Annotated in this window: 27 protein-coding genes and 1 riboswitch; of the genes, 21 read left to right on the forward strand and 6 right to left on the reverse strand. The window is 45.7% G+C overall.

The window, feature by feature from the left end:
• The 10 genes from ACFPFU_RS21495 to ACFPFU_RS21540 form a co-directional block, all read left to right on the forward strand.
• Positions 1-186: hypothetical protein (locus ACFPFU_RS21495; RefSeq protein ID WP_377068002.1), on the forward strand; the 186-nt coding region annotated here is incomplete at its 5' end.
• Between the two features lie 27 nt (positions 187-213).
• Positions 214-660 (forward strand): DUF4304 domain-containing protein, encoded by a 447-nt coding sequence (locus ACFPFU_RS21500; RefSeq protein WP_377068004.1) that lies wholly within the window; start codon positions 214-216, stop codon positions 658-660.
• A 164-nt stretch (positions 661-824) separates the two neighbouring features.
• Positions 825-986, forward strand: coding sequence for a UPF0175 family protein (locus ACFPFU_RS21505; protein WP_377068006.1), 162 nt, complete (start codon positions 825-827; stop codon positions 984-986).
• Positions 986-1,528: a dihydrofolate reductase family protein gene (locus ACFPFU_RS21510; RefSeq protein WP_377068008.1), complete on the forward strand. Its 543-nt coding sequence runs from the start codon at positions 986-988 to the stop codon at positions 1,526-1,528. Before ACFPFU_RS21505 ends, ACFPFU_RS21510 begins: the two co-directional genes overlap by 1 nt.
• The gene (locus ACFPFU_RS21515) at positions 1,518-1,958 is read left to right on the forward strand and encodes a VOC family protein (protein ID WP_377068010.1); all 441 of its coding nucleotides are present in this window, start codon (positions 1,518-1,520) and stop codon (positions 1,956-1,958) included. The genes ACFPFU_RS21510 and ACFPFU_RS21515 overlap by 11 nt, the downstream gene beginning before the upstream one ends.
• A gap of 84 nt (positions 1,959-2,042) precedes the next feature.
• On the forward strand, positions 2,043-2,948 hold the full coding sequence (locus ACFPFU_RS21520; protein WP_377068012.1) for an NAD-dependent epimerase/dehydratase family protein: 906 nt from the start codon (positions 2,043-2,045) through the stop codon (positions 2,946-2,948).
• A gap of 154 nt (positions 2,949-3,102) precedes the next feature.
• The gene (locus ACFPFU_RS21525; RefSeq protein ID WP_377068014.1) at positions 3,103-3,432 is read left to right on the forward strand and encodes a nucleotidyltransferase family protein; all 330 of its coding nucleotides are present in this window, start codon (positions 3,103-3,105) and stop codon (positions 3,430-3,432) included.
• The gene (locus ACFPFU_RS21530; RefSeq protein ID WP_377068016.1) at positions 3,422-3,763 is read left to right on the forward strand and encodes a HepT-like ribonuclease domain-containing protein; all 342 of its coding nucleotides are present in this window, start codon (positions 3,422-3,424) and stop codon (positions 3,761-3,763) included. Before ACFPFU_RS21525 ends, ACFPFU_RS21530 begins: the two co-directional genes overlap by 11 nt.
• Positions 3,764-4,210: 447 nt before the next feature.
• On the forward strand, positions 4,211-4,576 hold the full coding sequence (locus ACFPFU_RS21535; protein ID WP_377068018.1) for a hypothetical protein: 366 nt from the start codon (positions 4,211-4,213) through the stop codon (positions 4,574-4,576).
• A gap of 412 nt (positions 4,577-4,988) precedes the next feature.
• Entirely contained in the window at positions 4,989-5,510 is a 522-nt protein-coding gene (locus ACFPFU_RS21540) for a hypothetical protein (RefSeq protein ID WP_377068020.1), read from the forward strand.
• 47 nt (positions 5,511-5,557) lie between these two features.
• Here the strand turns inward: ACFPFU_RS21540 and ACFPFU_RS21545 are convergent, their stop codons facing one another.
• Positions 5,558-6,700 carry a DUF4221 family protein gene (locus ACFPFU_RS21545; protein WP_377068022.1) on the reverse strand — a complete coding sequence of 381 codons (1,143 nt, stop codon included), beginning with the start codon at positions 6,698-6,700 and terminating at the stop codon, positions 5,558-5,560.
• A 467-nt stretch (positions 6,701-7,167) separates the two neighbouring features.
• Between ACFPFU_RS21545 and ACFPFU_RS21550 the strand changes: the two genes are divergently transcribed.
• The 3 genes from ACFPFU_RS21550 (at position 7,168) to ACFPFU_RS21560 (ending at position 8,949) form a co-directional block, all read left to right on the forward strand.
• A complete protein-coding gene (locus ACFPFU_RS21550) occupies positions 7,168-7,647 on the forward strand; it encodes a helix-turn-helix transcriptional regulator (RefSeq protein WP_377068024.1) in 480 nt (159 codons plus the stop codon).
• A 115-nt stretch (positions 7,648-7,762) separates the two neighbouring features.
• Positions 7,763-8,278, forward strand: coding sequence for a DUF4199 domain-containing protein (locus ACFPFU_RS21555; RefSeq protein ID WP_377068026.1), 516 nt, complete (start codon positions 7,763-7,765; stop codon positions 8,276-8,278).
• Positions 8,275-8,949, forward strand: coding sequence for a DNA alkylation repair protein (locus ACFPFU_RS21560; protein WP_377068028.1), 675 nt, complete (start codon positions 8,275-8,277; stop codon positions 8,947-8,949). The genes ACFPFU_RS21555 and ACFPFU_RS21560 overlap by 4 nt, the downstream gene beginning before the upstream one ends.
• Before the next feature lie 50 nt (positions 8,950-8,999).
• On the opposite strand, the gene ACFPFU_RS21565 is transcribed toward ACFPFU_RS21560, so the two are convergent.
• Entirely contained in the window at positions 9,000-9,806 is an 807-nt protein-coding gene (locus ACFPFU_RS21565; protein WP_377068029.1) for a glycoside hydrolase family 16 protein, read from the reverse strand.
• A 127-nt stretch (positions 9,807-9,933) separates the two neighbouring features.
• Positions 9,934-10,698 carry a hypothetical protein gene (locus ACFPFU_RS21570; RefSeq protein ID WP_377068031.1) on the reverse strand — a complete coding sequence of 255 codons (765 nt, stop codon included), beginning with the start codon at positions 10,696-10,698 and terminating at the stop codon, positions 9,934-9,936.
• A gap of 322 nt (positions 10,699-11,020) precedes the next feature.
• Here ACFPFU_RS21570 and truA point away from each other — a divergent pair, with 322 nt between their 5' ends.
• The 8 genes from truA to thiH all read left to right on the forward strand — a co-directional run bounded on the left by truA (position 11,021) and on the right by thiH (position 18,269).
• A complete protein-coding gene (gene truA / locus ACFPFU_RS21575) occupies positions 11,021-11,830 on the forward strand; it encodes a tRNA pseudouridine(38-40) synthase TruA (protein WP_377068033.1) in 810 nt (269 codons plus the stop codon).
• 105 nt (positions 11,831-11,935) lie between these two features.
• On the forward strand, positions 11,936-12,646 hold the full coding sequence (locus tag ACFPFU_RS21580; RefSeq protein WP_377068035.1) for an SIMPL domain-containing protein: 711 nt from the start codon (positions 11,936-11,938) through the stop codon (positions 12,644-12,646).
• Positions 12,647-12,784: 138 nt separating this feature from the next.
• Positions 12,785-12,886: riboswitch (TPP riboswitch) on the forward strand.
• A 51-nt stretch (positions 12,887-12,937) separates the two neighbouring features.
• Positions 12,938-13,147: a sulfur carrier protein ThiS gene (gene thiS / locus ACFPFU_RS21585; RefSeq protein WP_377068037.1), complete on the forward strand. Its 210-nt coding sequence runs from the start codon at positions 12,938-12,940 to the stop codon at positions 13,145-13,147.
• Positions 13,148-13,149: 2 nt separating this feature from the next.
• Positions 13,150-14,994: a phosphomethylpyrimidine synthase ThiC gene (gene thiC, locus ACFPFU_RS21590; RefSeq protein ID WP_377068039.1), complete on the forward strand. Its 1,845-nt coding sequence runs from the start codon at positions 13,150-13,152 to the stop codon at positions 14,992-14,994.
• A gap of 3 nt (positions 14,995-14,997) precedes the next feature.
• On the forward strand, positions 14,998-15,606 hold the full coding sequence (locus ACFPFU_RS21595; RefSeq protein ID WP_377068041.1) for a thiamine phosphate synthase: 609 nt from the start codon (positions 14,998-15,000) through the stop codon (positions 15,604-15,606).
• 156 nt (positions 15,607-15,762) lie between these two features.
• Positions 15,763-16,404 carry a thiamine phosphate synthase gene (locus tag ACFPFU_RS21600; protein ID WP_377068043.1) on the forward strand — a complete coding sequence of 214 codons (642 nt, stop codon included), beginning with the start codon at positions 15,763-15,765 and terminating at the stop codon, positions 16,402-16,404.
• The gene (locus ACFPFU_RS21605) at positions 16,367-17,161 is read left to right on the forward strand and encodes a thiazole synthase (protein WP_377068045.1); all 795 of its coding nucleotides are present in this window, start codon (positions 16,367-16,369) and stop codon (positions 17,159-17,161) included. Before ACFPFU_RS21600 ends, ACFPFU_RS21605 begins: the two co-directional genes overlap by 38 nt.
• Positions 17,154-18,269, forward strand: coding sequence for a 2-iminoacetate synthase ThiH (gene thiH, locus ACFPFU_RS21610; RefSeq protein WP_377068047.1), 1,116 nt, complete (start codon positions 17,154-17,156; stop codon positions 18,267-18,269). Before ACFPFU_RS21605 ends, thiH begins: the two co-directional genes overlap by 8 nt.
• A gap of 243 nt (positions 18,270-18,512) precedes the next feature.
• On the opposite strand, the gene ACFPFU_RS21615 is transcribed toward thiH, so the two are convergent.
• The 3 genes from ACFPFU_RS21615 to fdhA all read right to left on the reverse strand — a co-directional run bounded on the left by ACFPFU_RS21615 (position 18,513) and on the right by fdhA (position 21,014).
• Positions 18,513-19,088, reverse strand: coding sequence for an outer membrane beta-barrel protein (locus tag ACFPFU_RS21615; protein WP_377068049.1), 576 nt, complete (start codon positions 19,086-19,088; stop codon positions 18,513-18,515).
• Between the two features lie 188 nt (positions 19,089-19,276).
• On the reverse strand, positions 19,277-19,735 hold the full coding sequence (locus tag ACFPFU_RS21620) for a hypothetical protein (RefSeq protein ID WP_377068050.1): 459 nt from the start codon (positions 19,733-19,735) through the stop codon (positions 19,277-19,279).
• A gap of 88 nt (positions 19,736-19,823) precedes the next feature.
• On the reverse strand, positions 19,824-21,014 hold the full coding sequence (fdhA, locus tag ACFPFU_RS21625; RefSeq protein ID WP_377068052.1) for a formaldehyde dehydrogenase, glutathione-independent: 1,191 nt from the start codon (positions 21,012-21,014) through the stop codon (positions 19,824-19,826).
• Positions 21,015-21,149 lie beyond the last annotated feature (135 nt).

Raw genomic sequence — 21,149 nt, forward strand, 5'->3', positions numbered from 1 at the left:
GACCGGCAATCGAATCAGGAGTTTTTGACCGGGATTCAGGAAATTTTCGATTGGCAGCTTAAAATCAATCAAAATGAAGCGTTTAAGGCAGATTATTCTACCCACAAGAAGGTTTTTAGACGAACTGCCGTTGGCGGCAAGCTAAAAACAGATGACTGCAAAAGACAAACAGAAGGAATTTATTAAGACTTACCTCAAACCAAAATTAAAGGAATGGGCTATCAGACATCTGGACAAACTTGGTGGAAGGACAAAGGAGATTTTTTCAATGTGATTAATCTCCAGAACTACTCCTGGAACTCAAAAGACAGTGTGGACTTTCGATTCAACATCGGAATTGCAGTAAAAGCAACATTGAAGGACGAGAATAAGAAAAAAGCAACCTACAACGATTTGACGGTACCTCTTGATGAAGGAACATTTCTGCCAGACCGAAAGAAAAGAAAATTCGGTGACAATCGAGGTTACTCCATAACTAACAAAACGGACTTAGAAGAATTCAAAGACTCTTTAACTTTTGACTTTGAAGAGTTTATATTACCTGAGCTTGACAAGCCCAAAACAATTAACGACTGTCTTGAATTCTATGGAAACTTCACCTTTTGGGGTGACCACCTAAAAAGACAAATAAAGGAACTTGGATTAATTGAAAAAAAATAAAAAGAGCCTGCCTACAACATTTAGCCCACTAGCGAAAAGCCCCTCAAAAAAAGTCCTGATTGATGCATTAACCGGTCAGGGTTTTTTGCTGGTGGCCCGTTAGGGTCCAACAAGAGAACATGCTAGAATAAGGCCCATTCTCAAATTTTTAATAAATTTAGACGATGAAACATCCAACATTAAATATCCCGGACCATCTGGATGAGAGGGAGACAAAAAGGTTCTTCGCGGCAAAAAGGTATGAAACTGGAAAGTTGTCACTCGGACAGGCCTCTGAATTGGCCGGGTTATTAAAATTGACAATTGACCAAACCCAAACAGCATAATGAGAAAGCTAATTGCAGGAATCAATATGACCCTTGACGGATTTTGCGACCATACCGCAATCATCCCTGATGATGAAATACACGAGCATTACACTGACTTGTTACGCAACGCAGGCGCCATTCTATTTGGGAGGATAACCTACCAACTTATGGCGTATTGGCAGACTGTGGTCGATAATCCCACAGGTAATAAAGCGGAGGACGAATTTGCCGTGGTAATAGATAGCATTCCAAAAGTTGTTTTTTCCCACACGCTGAAAAATACAGCATGGGAAAGTGCAAAGTTGGCAAACCGGGCGATTGAAGAAGAAGTTTTGGATCTCAAACAACAACCGGGTAAAGACATTCTGGTTGGCAGCCGGAGTTTGATTATACAGTTGATGAAACGTAACTTTATAGATGAATACCAGATTTGTATTCACCCAGTTATAGCGGGAAAGGGTCTGCCGTTATTTGAAAACATACACGACAGAACCACCCTTAAATTGATAAAGACAAAAACCTTTGGAAGCGGTGCAGTGACGTTTTACTATGAACCCTAAAGTTTACAGGAAGCTATCTTTATTAGCATCCTCTTTTCATAATGAAATTATTAATTTAAATGATTTAATCATGGGAAACATAACCGGAATTGGTGGCATATTTTTTAGAGCCAGGAATCCAAAGGAATTAAGTAAATGGTATGAGGATAATTTGGGCGTGGCCATACCTCCCAAAACATATGATCATAAACCTTGGCACCAGGAAGCAGGCCCTACAATTTTTGCCCCAATGAATGCCGATTCCCCCCATTTTAAGGCTGATGCACAGTTGTCTATTAACTTTAGGGTTAATGATCTTCACTCTTTCTGCAAAAGCCTTGAGGATGCAGGTATAAAAGTAACGGTTGACCCTCAGGAATATCCAAATGGACGATTTGCTTCTCTGGAAGACCCTGAAGGCAATCAAATACAGTTATGGGAGCCTGTTTAGATCAAAAATTATACAAAATAGCCACGATTCTGAACGGATTCTTGTTTGGCGGAAAAATAAAATCATCATCAAACAGAAAAGCACATGACTAAAAAGCGGATTTTTTTTACGGGGGGATCGGGGAAGGCGGGAAAACACGTGATACCTTACCTTCTCAACCAGGGGCATAGGGTGGTGAACGCAGACCTGGTGCCTCTCGATTATCCAGGGGTGGATAATCTGGCAGCTGATATCACGGATTCCGGGCAAATGTTCAATGCCATGAGTTCGTATGCCGGGTTGGATGAGTTGGAACCAGGTGGTGGCGTGCCAAAATTTGATGCGGTGGTGCATTTTGCTGCCGTCCCCAGGATTCTGATCAAACCAGACAATGAGACTTTTCGGGTCAACACCATGGGTACATACCATGTCATTGAAGCGGCTGTTAAACTTGGAATCAAAAAGATCATCATTGCCTCTTCAGAGACCACCTATGGCATCTGTTTTTCAGACGGGAAAACCGACCCTAAAGTGCTGCCCTTGGAGGAGGACTATGAGGTGGATCCCATGGACAGCTATGGTTTATCCAAGGTGGTGAATGAGCACACGGCACGCAGCTTCCAACGGCGGTCGGGCTTTGACATTTATGCTCTCCGGATCGGGAACGTGGTCGAGCCCCACGAATATGCCGAACTGTTTCCGCATTATTTCAAAAACCCTGAAGTGCGCCGGAGGAACGCATTCTGTTACATTGATGCGCGCGACCTGGGCCAGATTGTGGATTTGTGTTTGGAAAAAGATGGCTTGGGCTATCAGGTTTTCAACGCCGGAAACGATCACAACGGTGCCGTTATCCCCAGCAAGGAACTGGCGGAACGGTTTTTTCCGGGTGTACCGGTGACCCGCGAACTGGGAGAACATGAAGCCTTGTTTTCAAACCGGAAAATCCGTGAGGTCCTGGGGTTCAAAGAACAACATAACTGGCGGAAATATGTGAAATGGGAACAATAAATCCAGAGAACCGAGTTTGCAATGAATAAGAGGAAGGGAAAGATTTGATGTTGTAAAAAGGAAGGTGGAAGAAAACTATGGTGAATTTCCACAACCCATTATTTTGGTACCTTTCCAGGCTTTCCGGTTATAGTCCATACCGGAAAACGGATCAATGATAAAATCCGTATCTTTGATCAAGATGGAAGAGCTAAAAAGACATATTGACCGGATAACGGAACTCTGTAGGTCCAACGAAGTGAAAAACCTTTTTGCGTTTGGTTCTGTAACGGGCGAAGATTTCAGGCCTGAAAGTGATATTGATCTGGTGGTGGATATCGAGGATAGTGATCCTTTATCCTATTCCGATAAGTATTTCAATCTAAAGTTTCAGTTGGAGCAATTGTTAAAAAGACAGGTTGATCTCCTGGAGCAAAAAGCGATAAAAAACCCATACCTAAAGCAACAGATTGAAAAAACAAAGGTCTTGGTGTATGGAAAATGAAATCAGGACATGGCTAGCCGATATCAAACAGGCTATCGAGGAGATAAATTTTTTCCTTTCTGACAAAAAAGATTTTTTTGAATTCCGGAATGACCTGAAAACCAAAAGAGCCATAGAACGGAATATTGAAATAATAGGTGAGGCAGTAAGTAGAATCCTGAAGTTGGATCCAAATATTAGGATCAAAAAATCCAGGAAGATCGTTGACACTAGGAACAGGATTATCCATGGTTACGACAGTGTATCCGAGGAAATAATCTGGTCCATAGTAGTCCGTGATATACCGAAACTGGAAAATGAAATTAATGGTTTATTGGAAGATGCTGGATAAAAGACGCTGGCTATAGCCAGCAGAAGTTTCTGAACTAAATGGGGTAGTTCGCATAAGGTCTTACCGCATCCGGAAGGTCGATGTAAATTCGAGCCAACCTGTCGATCTTAAAGAACTCCCGGAAATGAGGGAAAGAAACCAACTAACAGGAGCGATTTTCAAGAAAAAATTGACGATCTTTGATTAATGACCAAAACACATGATGATGAAACCGACATGACTAAAATAATCATTAGATATACAGGGTAATGCCCCGAAAGCTTTCGGGGTTAGTCATCATCCCGAAAGCTTTCGGGACCATGTGGCCATTGAAAACCAATAAAAATAAACACATGAAATCGAGCATGACGGAATCGTCACACGGAGGGATGATTATCTATCATGCGAGATTCTCCCGGATCAAGTCCGGGACAAGCTATATGACAATTAAGGAACAATTATAAACACATGAAAAAGCTTTTTATACCGGCGGTTTTTGCCTTGGCTTATTGTTTTCCGGCATTTTCGCAAACAGATGACGCTTTTCCCAAATCCCAATTCCAAATTAAACCTTGGAATGAATATTCCTTGAATGACAGCACCCTTACGTTCAGAATTGGGAAGCCTTACGGAGAGAAAAAATTGGTGCTGCCTGACAGGGCTGATATCCAATTTAAGTTTGGGCAAAAGTATGGCAGATCAAACATGGCTCCAGAGGTGATTGACAACATGCCCTGCGTGAAACCACAGGGCAATTACCCGGCCCTTCCTTACGAAGTGGATTCCACGGCCAACTATACGCTGCTGAAAAAGGATTTGGCAAAAGTGTGGTGATGAAATCGAGCATGACGGAATCGTCACAAACGGGGATGATTATCTATCATGCGAGATTCCATGCCTGCATGCTGAAGTGCATTACGGCACGCAAGCATGTGGCCTATTGAGAAAAAATTATAATCATATGAAAAGTTGTATGCAAGTAAATTTCAAATAGAAATAAAGCCTGCCTTTGCTTATAACCTCAGCACAAAGCCGGAAAAATGGAAAACGAGCTTTTTGAGTTCATTTCCCGATACATGCCGCTTTTGGACGAAGAAAAGCAGGCGCTGACTGACTTTGACATTTTCAGGACTTATAAAAAGGGTACCATCCTGCTCAAAGAGGGCCAGCTTTCCAAGGACGGGTATTTTGTGCTAAAAGGCTGCATAAGATGCTATGACGTGATAGACGGAGAAGAGAAAACCAGGTGGGAAGCACCTTTTTTATGCTGGGAAACTTTATACCCGACGATCCCAACCCTCCCGGTTTTGTACAGCTCAACTTTGGTTACCGGATCAGTCCCAAAGATGTCATTTCCCTGGAAGCCAAAACATGGAAATACGCATGGCCCTTGGGGATACCCTACGGGGCTTCATTCCAATCCCCGGAGGAAAAATATCCGGGATACATCAGGGAGCACGGCATCGCGTTCGTCTATCAGCGTTTTTTGTGGAAGGGGGTCTATGGAGCCGCCCACGCGATGAATGCCTTGCAAAAGTATGTGGATGAGGATGATGTCAGGATCCAGAATGGCTATCAGTTATTTATGACGTACCGTTTGGGATATCATTTTGAACTGTTTAAAAACCGGCTGTTTATAGAGCCATCCGTGGCCCTCACCCATTGGCCCATCAATACCCATGTTCCCGAATCCTTTGCCCAACTGGAAAGCAAATGGCCGAATTATTTTTTACTTGAGCCGGGCCTTCATTTTGGGGTTAAATTCTAAAAAAACCAGTCGATTAAAAGCTGTAAATATCCTTCTTCCCGCAGGAATCAGTCCCCTATACTAAATCTTACCAACCTGTACCTGAAATGATTTTCATCGAAATCGGGGTGGTTTTCATTGTTCATCGAAAGGTACAGGCCTTTTTCACCGACAAACATGGAGGCAGGAAGGATTTCAAACTTATCGAATAAATGCTCCCCGATGACATTTAGGCTGCTGTCCAATACCATTACACCCGAGTAGGGCCTTGACCAACCTAATGGCCTTAATTCTTCAAAACTCAATTCATCTTCCGGTTCATAGCCCGGGGTAAAGAACCTGTAAAACACATCCCTGTACCTGTCATAAATAATTGGACCGTACATGTCGTGGGAAAGCCTCATTTTTAAAGAAGTTTCCAAATCAACGATTTCATTTGCATACCGAAAGTTTTTTATATACTGCGACTCCACTTCTTTACGGTCTACAACTTCCATCGTATGGGTATCGAATATGATGACTTCATGGTCATAAACAGGCGCGATATAGATATTTTTCCCCCGTTGGTCCCAGGAATAGTCGGAAGGCTTCTTACCCCGGTCCCAATAATTCTTGTTATAAAACACATCATGCCAGGATATTTCCCCGCTATCAAAATTTAAGCTGAATACCAGACGCTGTTTCAATATATCACTTTTTGCCATCCCCAAATGGTCCATAAAAAAGGGCTGCGGGCCAAACAGGTTGTTTCCGATTTTCAGGACCGGTTTATAAGACGTGGTTATAAGTGTCGTCAGGTCAAAATATTCATCCGTGATTTCTTTCTTCCATATAATTTCCCCTTTAAAATTGATCAGCGCAATGGCAGGCGGAGCAAAGGTAATGCCAATGGAATCCCGTCCTATCAATGAAAACCCCATAGCTCCTCGGACACTATTTGGTCCATCGTAAGCCAAGGGAACCTTGGAAGCCACGCTTCCATCCGAAAAATCGATGAAATGAAGGTTTTTTTCCACGTGGTTGTAAGCAAAAAGATAATTGCCTGAATCGGATTCAATGAACCATGTATTGCTGGGGTTCACAATGGTGCAATCCCTCGCCTGTAGGACGATCTCGTCGATTCTTTCCATTTTGAGGGAATGACGCCCGTTTTTAGATCCGGATGTACAGGCAAAATGAAAACAAATGATAAAGTAAATTAGGTATTTCATGTCACTGGTGTCAGTTAAAAACAATTAACCGGGTTAGCCATTTTGTACACTAACCCGGTCTGGCTACTTTTGAGTTACCACACAAAAAGCAAGTATAGATAAAAGTAATAATTTTAGCGGACAGCCGCTATACAATCAGTTAATAAAGTTTTAGGCCAAGCTGGAGGTAGGGTGGCGCCCCAGCAGAAGAAACTTATTAAATAGGTGACAAGCGATTTTTTTTGCCTCATTATTCATTAACTTTACACTAAGTTGAGGTGCTTCTCCAATAAACAAAAAAGGCATTCAACTATACCACCGGAATAACCTTACCGTATAAATGAAACGAATGGATAAGAAGCATCTTCAACATATGACAGCATTGAAACTTTCTGAGAATTATGGCCTGCTGTTTTTGTATGTTGTTTTCAGGTTTCCGTTCCGGAGCTGAAACAGCATAAAAATACCAGCCGGCAGCCAAAATGACCATGGTTTTTTTTAAAAAAATATTTCTCAAGACCCGCCACATCATCCTCTATGGCTTGTTGCTGGCCATTTTGGTCTTTATTCTGAAATGGCTGCAATGGAAGTTTTTGATCGTTGATAATGCCCTGGACATTTATATTGGCCTTATCGCGGTGTTTTTTACTGTTTTGGGCGTTTGGGTAGCCACCCAGCTGGCCAGACCGAGGGTAGAGAAAGTGATTGTCGAAAAAGAAGTATTTATTCCTCAGCCTGAAGATTTCACCGTTAACGAAGCGGAACTGGAGAAATTAAACCTCACTCCCCGGGAATACGAAGTGTTACAGCTCATCACAAAGGGGTACAGTAATGCCGATATTGCAGACCGTTTGTTTCTTTCGGTTAGCACCGTCAAAACACATGTTTCCAATATTTTTGTAAAATTGGACGTAAAAAGCCGGACACAGACCATAGAAAAAGCGAAAAGACTGAAAATCATAGCGTAAGAAGTATCCTACTTTAGTAGGATATCCTTCCAAAAGCGGGGTTTTGGTACTAAAGTATGAGTTACGTTGCGGATAAGCACATTAGTTTTGTAGCCGGTAACTAAAACGGATAAAAATGAAAAAGAATGTACTGGTTTTTGGTTTGGTAATGGGAATGATACTGTGCATTCCCTGGCTGATCATGGTAAACATGCTGTACGCCAATCCTGAGTTCAAGAGCAATGACTTGCTCGGCTATGCCATACTGTTGGTGATATATTCGCTGATATTTGTTGGCATCAGGAATTACCGCAATAAAGAGCTTGGCGGCATCATATCCTTCGGTAAAGCCTTTAAAACCGGGGCTCTCATCACCCTCATAGCGGCAACCTTTTATGTAGTGGCCTGGCTTTTCTATTATTACCTGTTTATTCCGGATTTTATGGAAGTGTACACCGCGCACGTTTTGCACAATTGTACTACTGACACCGAATTGGCTGCCAAAACCAAAGAGATGGAGATTTTCAGCAGGATGTATGAAAACCCGGTTTTTGTAATACTCATTACTTACGCGGAGGTATTGCCCATAGGCTTGGTGGTGACATTGATAAGTGCCTTGATCCTAAAGAGCCCTAAAAAACAACCGCAATGACAACAAAACAAATCCTCGCCGAACTTAAAGCTTTGGGCAGCGAAAAAATGAAAGCCCATAATATCAGGCATGGAGCGTCTGAAAGCAACCAGTTTGGCGTCAAAATGGGTGATATTAGAAAGGTGGCCAAAAAAATTAAAACAGCCGACAAGGATCTTGCCTTGACGCTTTGGGATACCCAAATCATCGAAGCCCAATTGCTTGCTGTCCTGCTGATGAAACCCAGTGAATTATCAATTGAAGAATTGGAGAAGTTGGTGAAAACGACAAGTTTTGACTATGTAGCGGATTGGTTTAATACGTACATTTCCAATAAACACCCTGAAAAAGAACAGTTAAGACAAATGTGGATAACATCAGATAACAAATGGGCTTTGCGTTCAGCATGGAGTATATTGGCAAGCAAAATCACGAAAGACGCGGCGGATTTGGATTTGGGAAAACTGTTGGACCAAATAGAAAAAGAAATGCCCATGGCGCAGCCTGAAGTCCAATGGACAATGAATTTCGCATTGGCGCACATCGGGATTTATCACCCGGCACACAGACAAAGAGCCATAGACTTGGGAAACAAACTCGGTATCTACAAGGACTATCCGGTTTCCAAAGGCTGTACTTCGCCTTTCGCACCGATTTGGATCAATGAAATGGTAAAAAGGCAGACCGATTAAAAAAATCACATCCTCATCACTAGAAGCCACTTCGCAAGCATTGTGCGATCTCATTGATAGATCCTGACATATTCTATTTCATAAATATGCGGGAATAAACGATCATCCACACCCTTTTTGCCTCCCAATCCTCCTCCAATGGCCAAATTGAGAAGCAGGTGAAATTCAGTGTCGAAGGGCCAAACATCAGGCCCTTGGCCATTTTTTTCATATTTGAAATAGCGTACGCCGTTTACATAAGCTTTTATCTGTTCCTCATCCCAATACAATGCATAAACATTAAAGTCGGTAGTAGCTTCAGGCAATAGAAAATCTTCCCCAACCTGAGTACCTATGATATGGTTATGTGCTTTTGTATGTACGGTGGCAAATACAGTATCCGGTTTGAAACCCACATGTTCCATGATATCGATTTCCCCTCCTGAAGGCCAATCTTTACCAGGGGCACTGGGAAGCATCCATATGGCAGGCCAGGTACCGTTTCCTTTTGGTAGTTTAGCCTTAACCTCAAAGAAGCCGTATTTAAAATCCCCTTTTCCCAATGTCCTTAGCCTTGCAGAACTGTATTCTTTATTGCCTGTCTTTTCTTTCCTTGCGGTTATTTTCAGTGTGCCATCGGATACCACGGCGTTTTCCACCTTTGAATCTGTATACCATTGAAGTTCGTTATTACCCCAGTTCCATTCATTTCCTTGGATATCAAAGCTCCACTTTGTTGAATCCGGCAGGCCCTCATAATCAAATTCGTCAGACCAGACCAGTTCCATTTGCTTTTTGAATTCCAGTGTCTCATCGGACTGCGACAAAACTGCGATGGAAGCGATAAAGAAGTTGATCAACATTAAATGGATCCCCATGAATATGATATTTTTATGATGCGGAATTTTGTAGATTAAGAAGTAAACTTCCCAAAGTTATTAAAAAAATAGATCCCTGAAACCTAAGCCTTACGCCTTCGTTTTTGCCTGCCTTCCCGGGTCTCCTTCAACCCACTCTTATCAAATGGTCCAAAAAGCTTTCTGAAATAACATAAATTTCCTCCAATACCGCTATGGACAAAGGCTGGAACCGTTCGGTCAACAACATCACTTCCTGCAAGTCATAAACTGCCATAAATGCCGGAAATTCGTCCATTTTCATCAGCCGCGCCATCAGAGCAGCGGTGGTTGCCAAACCCCAGGCACCATACGTCTCTTCATCTTGCCGTTTTTGCTCAAATACCGTCCTGGCCAAGTGCATCAATTTTATCTTCTCGCAGGTGGTCAAGGCAGCCAGGTTGTTGTATTGGCTGAATACGATTTCCAGGTTGAATATCCGGAACTGGTATCTGCCTATCTCCAAAAGCTCCCATTCAGGGTTATAACCCAAAGGGTCCACCTGCTGGTAGGCCAGAAGCAAATCCGTGCCCCGGTCAGGTCTGTTCTCCAATTCCCGGGCTCCCCGGAATCGGGCCCGGATATAGGTGTCGTATCCATGCTGTGGACTGGAGGAACTGGCCATGATCAGGCCGATATGGGGATAATCAAGTATGGTATTTATCAAACCGCCTCCGGGAATACAGCCCGCCACTTCTTCTGGAAGGTCCCAATAGCTGGTGACCTCTTCCTGCGTCATCCCATGGTTTTCCGGAAGCTCGGGAAAAGCATAAACCCCATCCACCAAACCCTTACAGGCGGAAGGTGACGCATCGTCCCTGTCGCAAGCACAGAGGGCGGCCAATGAAAAAGCGATCAGTAGATTTTTTATCATAAGGGGAAATTTAGACTCTCCTTGAATATGTCTTCCTTTTTTAAGAACCTGACCCAAACAATTTCATATGAAATCGACATGACTAAAATAATCATTAGACACACAGGCCATCTGACCATTGAAAAACAATTATAAACAGATGAATATAATCATAACTATATCATAAGTCAATAATTTCAGTAAAAAATTGAAAGGGTTTTGTGAGGCGCGAGGTCAGGGAACGGTGTCGGTCTCAGTCGCATTTCCGATAAAATTCTTTCCGTGATATTATCCAACCGTTTTCGCCCTTGGCAAACTCACGCTGTTATCCTAGCTTTGTTCCATGCAAAACAGACCTTTTACTTATCTTTTTTGGATACAATACCTGGGACTTCGCTACCACGGTTGGCAGCGGCAGCCCGGCGTGAAGACCGTCCAGGGCATCTTGGAACGGAGCATCCGTTATGTACTGGGGCATGAGGATTTCACCGTGTTGGGAGCCAGCCGGACCGACAGTGGTGTTTCCTGTCTGAAAGGGGCCTTTGAACTGTTTCTGCCCTCTCCTTTGGATCCCGAGCAGTTTCTTAAAACACTCAATGAGAACCTGCCTTCCGATATCCGTATACTTCAGGGCCAAAAGGTGCCGTTGGATTTTAATGTGATCCATCATGTGGTCGAAAAGCAGTACGGTTATTATTTTGCGGTTGGAGAAAAACCCCACCCTTTTTGGGCGGGTAGCCTGGCATATGCGGGTAGAGCGCTGGATATCCCCTTGATGCAAAAAGGGGCTAGACTGTTCGTAGGAAAGCATGATTTCCGCCGGTTTTGCAGTCACGGCAAGCATACGGACGATTTTGTTAGGGAAGTCGTTCAAGCAGAAATTTCAAAGGCTGGAAGTGTTTGGGGGGGTGTCTTGGCAGACAATATGTATGTTTTCCGGGTAAGGGCCGGCGGGTTTTTGATGCACCAGGTGCGGCGCATGATGGCGGCCCTTATTCTTCTGGGAAAGCGGGAAATAAGCCTGGAAGACATTTCGCAGGCTTTAGTCAGCCTCGAAAAATCAGCTTTCCCGCCAAAAGCCCCTGCAAACGGATTGGTGTTGGAGGAGGTGGTTTTCAGCGAAGCCACCAAAACTCCGGGAAGCCCAACCTAAAAAAGCATCACACGTTTAAAAGTACATTGGCTTGCAGGGCTCATCTTAAAAAATGTTTTTGGCCCGGGTTTTGACAAGTCAGAAAAAACTTTAGGATAAATCAAAATGAAAAACAGCTTATTGATCGTAATGGTCCTGCTTTTTGGAGCATTTTCCGCAGCCGCGCAGGATAAATCCATGCCCACCATTGAAGTGGAGGGCCAGAGTGAACTCAAGGTGATGCCTGACGAAGCCCTCATACAGGTTAATCTTACGGAAAAAGCCATGAAAACGGCAGAAGTGACAGATGCCCTCAACAAAAAATCCAAAGCAGTCTCTGACGCCCTGAAAAAGTCCGGCGTGGATAACTACACCTTTACAGCGGATAATTATTATATAAACATCAACCGCATCTATACCAAAGGCAGCGCCAGGGACAGTGGCTACGTGGCCAGTCAAACCCTCAATATTGTGGTGCATGATACGGAAAAAGACCTGGTCAGGATAGTGGAAACGCTCCACCAAGCTACTGATATGGCTTTTCAATTGAATTTCAGGATATCGGAAGCCAAGCGGAAAAGCTATGAAAAAGAGTTGTTGGAACTTGCCCTTAAAGATGCGCGCAACAAAGCCGAAATCATAGCATCCACCATGGGAATCCAGGACATTAAGGTGCATAAAGTGGATTATACTTCAGGCCAATCCTTTCAGCCGGTAATGTACCGGGCGGAAGCCATGATGATGAAAACCGCTGATGACCGCACAGAGCCCACCTTTAACCCGGAGGAACAAACCATATCCGATAGGCTTAAGGTTGTTTTTAGCTTTGCAAAGTGATTTTCCATCCGCCGGACGATGGAAGTAAATAAGAAATAGTGTATGGGTGCAGGTGATCCGGAATAGGTTTTCTGCACCCATATTTTTTATATCTTTTGGCACATTTTTTTGAAACTCCCTGATATTCCATAACTTTGTTCTGTACTTTAGGGGTGTCCCGGATTGGGTATCGGGACTGAGATCATACCCTTGGAACCTGATGCAGTTCATACTGCCGAAGGAAAAAGTTATCGGTTTTCTATCCATTAAGGCCATTCCTAAAGTTTTTTGTCAATAATAACCCCAATAGGAATGGAAATCTTACTCAATGACAGACCTTTTACATTGCCGGAATGCGACCGCATTACCGCACAGCAGTTGGTGGAAATTCAATTTCCGGAAAACCAGCGGGGCATAGCCCTTGCCCTTGGCTCGGAGATTTTACCCAGGGAGGAATGGGGCTACCAGGTCATTCGGCCCAATGATAAAGTTTTCATCTTTAAAGCTACACAGGGAGGTTAATCATGAAAAAACAAGATATCAAACCCCAAGCAGCCGGCATTAGCTGTTCACCGTTCACCAGTTCCAGGAAAATTTATGTCCCCGGCAAACTACATGACATTCAAGTGGCGATGAGGGAAATTTCCCTGTCCCCCACAAAAATAAACAAGGACAATGAGGTCGAAAATATCCCCGTAACCGTCTATGATACCAGCGGACCCTATACCGATCCGGGATACCAAATAGATCTTCAAAAGGGGCTGCCCCGTTTGCGGGAACCCTGGATCAGGGATAGAAACGATGTGGAGCAATTGGCGGAAGTAAGTTCAACATATGGCGCCAGGAGACTATCCAATCCCGCATTGGACCACCTGCGGTTTGAGCATGCCAAAAAGCCTTTAAAGGCCAAAAACGGCCATAACGTCACGCAGCTTCACTATGCCCGGAAGGGTATCATCACCCCGGAAATGGAATACATCGCCATCAGGGAAAACCAAAGGATAGCTGAGTTGAAGCAAGCTGCGCAGGAAAACGATAAAGGCCTTTTTGAGCAGCATACCGGGTTCAGCCACGGGGCCCATATTCCTCCTTATATCACCCCTGAGTTTGTGCGGGACGAAGTGGCGGCGGGAAGGGCCATCATTCCCAGTAACATCAACCATCCGGAAAGCGAGCCTATGATCATCGGGCGGAATTTTCTGGTGAAGATCAATGCCAACATCGGCAACAGCGCAGTATCCTCCAGCATAGAGGAAGAGGTGGAAAAAGCCGTCTGGGCATGCCGCTGGGGAGCAGACACCATCATGGACCTGTCCACGGGCAGCAACATCCACGAGACCAGAGAATGGATCATCCGCAACTCCCCGGTGCCCATAGGCACCGTACCCATTTACCAAGCGCTCGAAAAAGTAAATGGAAAAGCGGAAGACCTTACCTGGGAGATCTTCAAAGACACCCTCATTGAACAGGCGGAGCAAGGTGTTTCTTACTTTACCATCCACGCAGGGGTCCGGCTGCGCTACGTGCCCCTGACGGCAAAAAGGGTAACAGGGATAGTATCCCGGGGTGGTTCCATCATGGCCAAATGGTGTTTGGCCCACCATAAGGAAAATTTCCTCTACACCCATTTCGAAGAAATTTGTGAGATCATGAAAGCCTATGATGTGGCTTTTTCCCTGGGTGATGGCTTGCGTCCGGGATCCATTGCCGATGCCAACGACGAGGCCCAGTTTGCCGAACTGGAGACCCTGGGTGAATTGACGAAAATTGCCTGGAGACATGATGTACAGGTGATGATAGAAGGGCCGGGCCATATCCCCATGCACATGATCAAGGAGAACATGGACAAGCAATTGAAGTCTTGTGGGGAAGCACCTTTCTATACCTTGGGCCCTCTCACCACAGACATAGCGCCCGGCTATGACCATATCACTTCGGGCATCGGGGCGGCCATGATAGGCTGGTATGGCTGTGCCATGTTGTGTTATGTCACGCCAAAAGAGCACCTTGGCCTTCCCAACAAAAAGGATGTGAAGGACGGGGTGATTACCTATAAGATCGCAGCCCATGCCGCGGACTTGGCCAAGGGCCATCCCGGAGCGCAGTTCAGGGACAATGCCCTGAGCAAGGCGCGTTTCGAGTTCCGGTGGGAGGATCAGTTCAACCTTTCTCTGGATCCGGATACGGCTAGGGAATTCCATGATGAAACCTTGCCCGCCGATGGTGCCAAAGTGGCCCACTTCTGTTCCATGTGCGGTCCCAAGTTCTGTTCCATGAAAATATCACAGGAAGTAAGGGAATACGCTGAAAAAGGGATGGAACAAAAGTCCGCTGAGTTTGCGGAAAAAGGGAAAGAAATATATCTCTGAGCCATGATCCAGATCGTTATTTCCAGTCCGGAGGCGGTGGATCGGGAGCTACAGCGCATTGTTGCCTTGTTTGAGGCAGGCATGGAGCTTTTCCATCTCAGAAAATCCAATGCCTCCGAGTTGGAATTAACGCAATTGCTAAAGGAAGTTCCCGAAGATTTCAGGGAAAAAATAGCCCTTCACCAACACCATCGGCTTGCCGCTCGTTTTGGTATAAAACGGCTGCATTTTCCTGAAAAGCTGCGGATGGCCACACCGGTGAGCCAACTGGAAAGCTTGAAAACGCAAGGTCATATCCTCAGTACGTCCATTCATAAACGGGAAAGGTTTCTGCAGCTCTCTTCCTGTTTCAGCTATGCGCTTTATGGCCCGGTTTTCCCAAGTATCAGCAAGCCGGGTTATCAACCTTCTACAGAAACCCCACTTCAAAAATTACCGGAGTCGGGTTGTAAAAAGGTGGCCATAGGGGGCATTGAAGAGAATAAAATCCCCTTGCTCCGGGAATGGGGATTTGACGGTTATGCCTTGCTTGGGGCAATATGGCAGGAGAATTCAAAAGACGGATTGAAGCATTTTCTGCAATGCAGGAAAACACACGAAATGATAGGTTAACGTCGAAGTATGAAGGTTTAAAAAAGCTGCCTATCGTCACTGCCTTTTAGGGGGATAGGTGGGCTGGAAAAAGGGTGCGGCAGTCTTCTTTCGTAAGGGGATTCCCAGTGAAAAGTTTCTGAACTCAGATTAATTTAAAACCGCTGAAATGTAATCATGGATAAACTTCAATATATATCGCAGGGGGCTGACCACCGCAGTCAGTTTGAAGCCATACAGAAAGCACTGGACGGGGGCTGTACCTGGATCCAGCTCAGATACAAAAACAGCACGCCGTTTGAATTTCACCATTTGGCCGGCCGGGTGAGGGTACTGACCTCCCATTATAAAGCTACCTTTATTGTCAATGACAATGTCTTGGTGGCCAAGGAAAATGGTGCCGATGGTGTACATCTGGGACTGGATGATATGTCAGTGCGTGATGCGCGAAGCATTTTAGGACCGGATAAAATCATAGGCGGTACAGCCAACACATGGGAAGATATCGCAAAAAGGATGGCGGAGAAATGTGATTATATCGGTTTAGGGCCCTACCGTTTTACCCAAACCAAGGAGAAACTAAGTCCCGTTCTTGGCCCGGAAGGTTATAGGAAGCTGCTGGGTAAACAGAAGGAAGCGGGTGACCGCACCCCCATTTATGCCATAGGCGGAATCAGGGAAGCCGACCTGGAAGGCCTGATGGCTACTGGCATATATGGGGTGGCTATTTCGGGAGAAATTACCCGAAGTGCTGACCCCAAAAACTTAATCCAACGAATATATGAAAAGCTTGAACCAACCATTGAAAATAGCCGATAGGGTTTTCCAGTCCCGCTTGTTGCTGGGAACCGGAAAATTCGGCAGTCCTGAGGATATGAAAGCTGCTATTATCCAATCCGGAACGGAAATGGTAACAGTGGCTTTGAAAAGGATCGATACGGAGACAGAGACGGATCTGATCTTAGGGCAAATAGACAGGGAAAAAGTACAGCTGCTTCCCAACACCTCGGGGGCAAGGAATGCCAAAGAGGCCGTCTTCGCCGCACAACTCGCCCGGGAGGCCCTGGAGACCAACTGGCTCAAGCTGGAAATCCACCCTGATCCTAAATATTTGATGCCTGATCCCATAGAGACGTTAAAGGCAGCGGAAGAGCTGGTTAAGATGGGTTTCGTGATCCTGCCTTATATCCATGCGGATCCTGTGCTGTGCAAACGGCTCGAAGAGGTGGGCACTGCGGCGGTGATGCCCCTTGGGTCCCCTATTGGTACCAACAAAGGCCTGAAAACAGACCTTTTTTTGGAAATCATTATTGAGCAGAGCAAGGTGCCGGTTATCGTTGATGCGGGGATCGGCAGCCCCTCGGATGCGGCCAAAGCCATGGAGATGGGTGCGGATGCGGTACTGGTGAATACGGCCATTGCCGTGGCGGGAAACCCCGAAAATATGGCCCGGGCATTCCAAATGGCGGTGGTTTCCGGAAGGATCGCCCATGAGTCGGGGTTGGGCAAACAACAGGATTACGCAGAGGCATCAAGCCCTTTGACCGGGTTCTTGAACGAGCGGGAAGATGAATAACAGTTTCAAAAACATATTTGAAAAACTGGATTGGAACGCCCTTAAAGAAGGGATTTACCGTAAAAAATCCACAGATGTCCTGAGGGCCTTAAACCGCAACAAAAGGAGCTTGGATGATTTCATGGCCCTGATTTCCCCAGCCGCGGAACCCTATCTGGAAAGGATGGCGCAGCTTAGCCATCAGGCCACACGGGAGCGTTTTGGGAAAACCATCCAGCTTTTTGCGCCCATGTACGTGAGCAACGAATGCCAGAATATCTGTACATATTGCGGTTTCAGTTTTCACAACAAAATTCCCCGGAAGACCCTGACGGAAGCGGAATTGCTGGAGGAGGTAAAAGCCATCAAAAAGATGGGTTTTCAGCACATTCTCCTTGTTTCCGGGGAGGCCAATTACACCGTCAACATCAGTTATTTTTCCAAGGCAGTGGCGCTTATCCGGGAGTGTTTCGCGAATATTTCCATAGAAGTCCAGCCTTTGGAGCAGGAAGAATATGAAGCCTTACGCCGGCTTGGGGTATATGCGGTGCTGGTATACCAGGAGACCTATCACCGGGAGGTTTATAGGGAATATCATCCCAAAGGCAAGAAATCGAATTTTGATTACAGGCTGGAGACGCCCGACAGGATCGGGCGGGCCGGCATTCATAAAATCGGCTTGGGGGTATTGTTGGGGCTGGAGGACTGGCGCACCGACAGCCTGATATGTGCTCATCACCTGGATTATCTGGAGAAGACCTATTGGCAGAGCAAGTACTCCATTTCCTTTCCCCGCATGCGTCCAGCGGAGGGCATCATCGAGCCCAATGTGGTGGTGAGTGACAAAAACCTGGTCCAACTGATCTGCGCTTACCGGCTTTGGAATCCCGATCTGGAAATTTCCCTGTCCACCAGGGAGTCTGAAAAATTCCGGGAAAATGTGCTTCCTTTGGGGGTGACCAGCATGAGTGCCGGATCCAGGACCAATCCCGGCGGCTATGCTGTGGCAGAGGAATCATTGGAGCAGTTTGAGATCTCCGATCACCGCAGCCCGGCGGAAGTACAGGAGATGATACGGAAGAAAGGGTATGATCCGGTGTGGAAGGATTGGCAGCCGATGGAAGTTTAGGGTGGAGAGGGGTTAAACCACAGATTTCACAGCCTATTAGCAGGAGGGTTGTTGGGGATTGATTTTTGGATAGACTTTTAACCAAATAATTCCAATCCTTCGTGCTAATTCGAGTAATCCCCCGAATCCCTTTGACCGGATCCGGGGCCAGACACTCCCGGAAACCAGCGCCCGCACAAACAAATAACCCGGAACAGTATTTTTTACATGGTCAAATATTTTTCCCCATGCCGATTAAAAAGTCTAGAACGACTTGCCTACTGAGAATCTGAACAACTGATTTTTTCCGGACTGGTCCGTATAGTTGGTGTCAATCACTCCAAACTCCGCGGTAGCCTGTAAATTGAGACCGAAAGGCAGTCCATGATAACCCAGCCCGAGAACGCCGGCCAGATCGTACCCCTTCACGGCTTCCTTGGACGTTTCTCTTTCACTGCCGTATCCTGAAGACCGGAATAAAAACAAAGAAGCCTGTGGCCCGGCGATCAGATCAAAATCTCCCGTTACATTGTATTTCAACAGGACTGGCACATCCAGGTATTTGAATCTGTCAGTGTGATAATGAGTAGTATAGTTAAGTTTATCTTTAATCCCTTTTTGGGAGTACATAATGGCAGGCTCAACCATCCACTTGTCCTTTATCTGATACTGATAATAGCCCCCAAAATGATACCCAACAAGGGTGTTCACGTCCAATTGGGGAATATTGGACAATTGGGTACCGGCCCTGACACCAAATCCAATGTGCTGAGCTTTCAGTTCCTGAGTCACTGTTCCCGCAAACAGGAACATCACAGCTATCCAAACTATCCTTATCATATTTCTTTTTTAAAATAAAAGCCTGTGGTCCAATAAAGACCGAAGATAATAAAATGGGTTTTTATATTCGGGTTTTTGGGCTGACTTTCTTTTGTTTTGATTGGCAAGTTCTCAATTTTCGCAGGAGCTGTTTTCCCGTGCCGGGTCAAAGACCTGGCTTGAGCCCTTCGCTTTCGCGACAAGTTTTTTTACACATATTCAATTTCAATAGCCATCTCCTCATCCACGAGGTCTATGGGAACGATAAAAAACAAATAGGTCCTGGCAATCGTTGGAAAATCCGTGACCCTTAATTCAATGCCCAGGATGTATTCATCTTCACAGGTATTGATCAGGCGTTGGCTTTCAATAACGTGATCATTGTTTGTCTCCACATCGCCCACGATCAGGAAATCGGTTTCAAAGTCAATGGAGGGAAAATTTTCCAGACAGTAATGAAAGGCTTCCATTTCTTCCGGTGAGGTTATTCTCAAATGGTCAGACTCTTCCAAAAGCGGACCAAGGGTTTCGTTGAGACAATCGGTTTCTCTGGCCCAATCGGCTTCAATAGGCACGTCAATGGGGGTACAGGCAGACTCTTCCTCGTCCCCGCAGGCCATAATAAAAAGGACCATAATAACTATCAGGAGGAATGAGTTGGTTTTCACGGCAGTTGGTTTAGAAATGTCATTTTTTAAAAAAGCATAGTCCCGATCAGAAGACCGGGACTTTGGGCTTGGTATCCCTTGCGCTTCATCAGTTGGGTATCATCCCATGGGGATCTATCACAAATTTTTTGGCCGCGCCACCATCAAAATCCTTATACCCCTGCACGGAATCCTGGAGTGAAATGATCTGTACATTGACGGCTTTGGCGATCTGTACCTTATCATATAAGATGGCATTCATCAATTGCCTGTGGTACTTCATTACGGGACATTGGCCGGTATGGAAACTATGGGACTTGGCCCAACCCAGGCCCAGCCGTATACTCAGACTTCCTTTTTTGGCAGCTTCGTCCACGGCACCGGGGTCTCCTGTCACATACAGGCCGGGAATGCCTATACCGCCTCCGGCCCTGGTGACATCCATAACCGAATTCAGGACGGTTGCCGGCATTTCCTTGTCTGCATTGGCTCCATGGCCCCTGGCTTCAAAGCCCACACAGTCTACCGCACAGTCTACCTCGGGTACCCCCACGATTTCCGCTATGGCATCGGGTAGCGGGGTATCATTTCTCAAATCTATGGTTTCACAGCCAAAACTCCTGGCTTGTTCCAGCCGCTCAGGAATCATGTCGCCCACGATGACCACGGCGGCGCCCAACAGGTGGCAGGATGCAGCACATGCCAATCCCACCGGGCCCGCACCTGCCACATACACGATGGCTCCGGGCCCTACCCCGGCGGTTACCGCACCGTGGTAGCCGGTAGGAAAAATATCGGATAACAGGGTGAGGTCCTTGATTTTCTCCATGGCCTGGTCCGGATCAGGAAATTTCAACAGGTTGAAATCCGCGTAAGGCACCATGACATACTCTGCCTGGCCGCCTACCCAGCCGCCCATGTCTACATAGCCGTAGGCAGCGCCAGGCCTTGCGGGGTTCACATTTAAACAGATGCCTGTTTTTCCTTCTTTACAGTTTCGGCACCTGCCGCAAGCGATATTAAAAGGCACAGATACGAGATCCCCCTCTTTGATGAATTCCACATCCCTTCCTGCTTCTATGACCACCCCTGTGATCTCATGCCCCAGAATAAGGCCCTCGGGTGCTGTGGTACGGCCCCGGACCATGTGTTGGTCACTGCCGCAGATATTGGTGGAGACAATTTTGATAATGACTCCGTGGTGGCATTGGCGGTCTCCAAGGGCAAGTTTGGGATAGTCGATTTCCCTTACTTCTACTTTTCCGGGTTTTACATAGGCTACGCCGTGGTTTTTACACATTTCTTTAAAATTTTGGTTGACAAATTGGGTTTATGGCTGGTCTAACCTGAGATGTAGGTCAAACCGGATATGATTTTTAAGTTAGGAAATTTTTCCTAATAATCCTGTAATCGGATTGAAATCAATTGGAAGTGA

It is taken from the genome of Negadavirga shengliensis, assembly GCF_042652345.1.
GTDB classification, from domain to species: Bacteria; Bacteroidota; Bacteroidia; order Cytophagales; family Cyclobacteriaceae; genus Negadavirga; species Negadavirga shengliensis.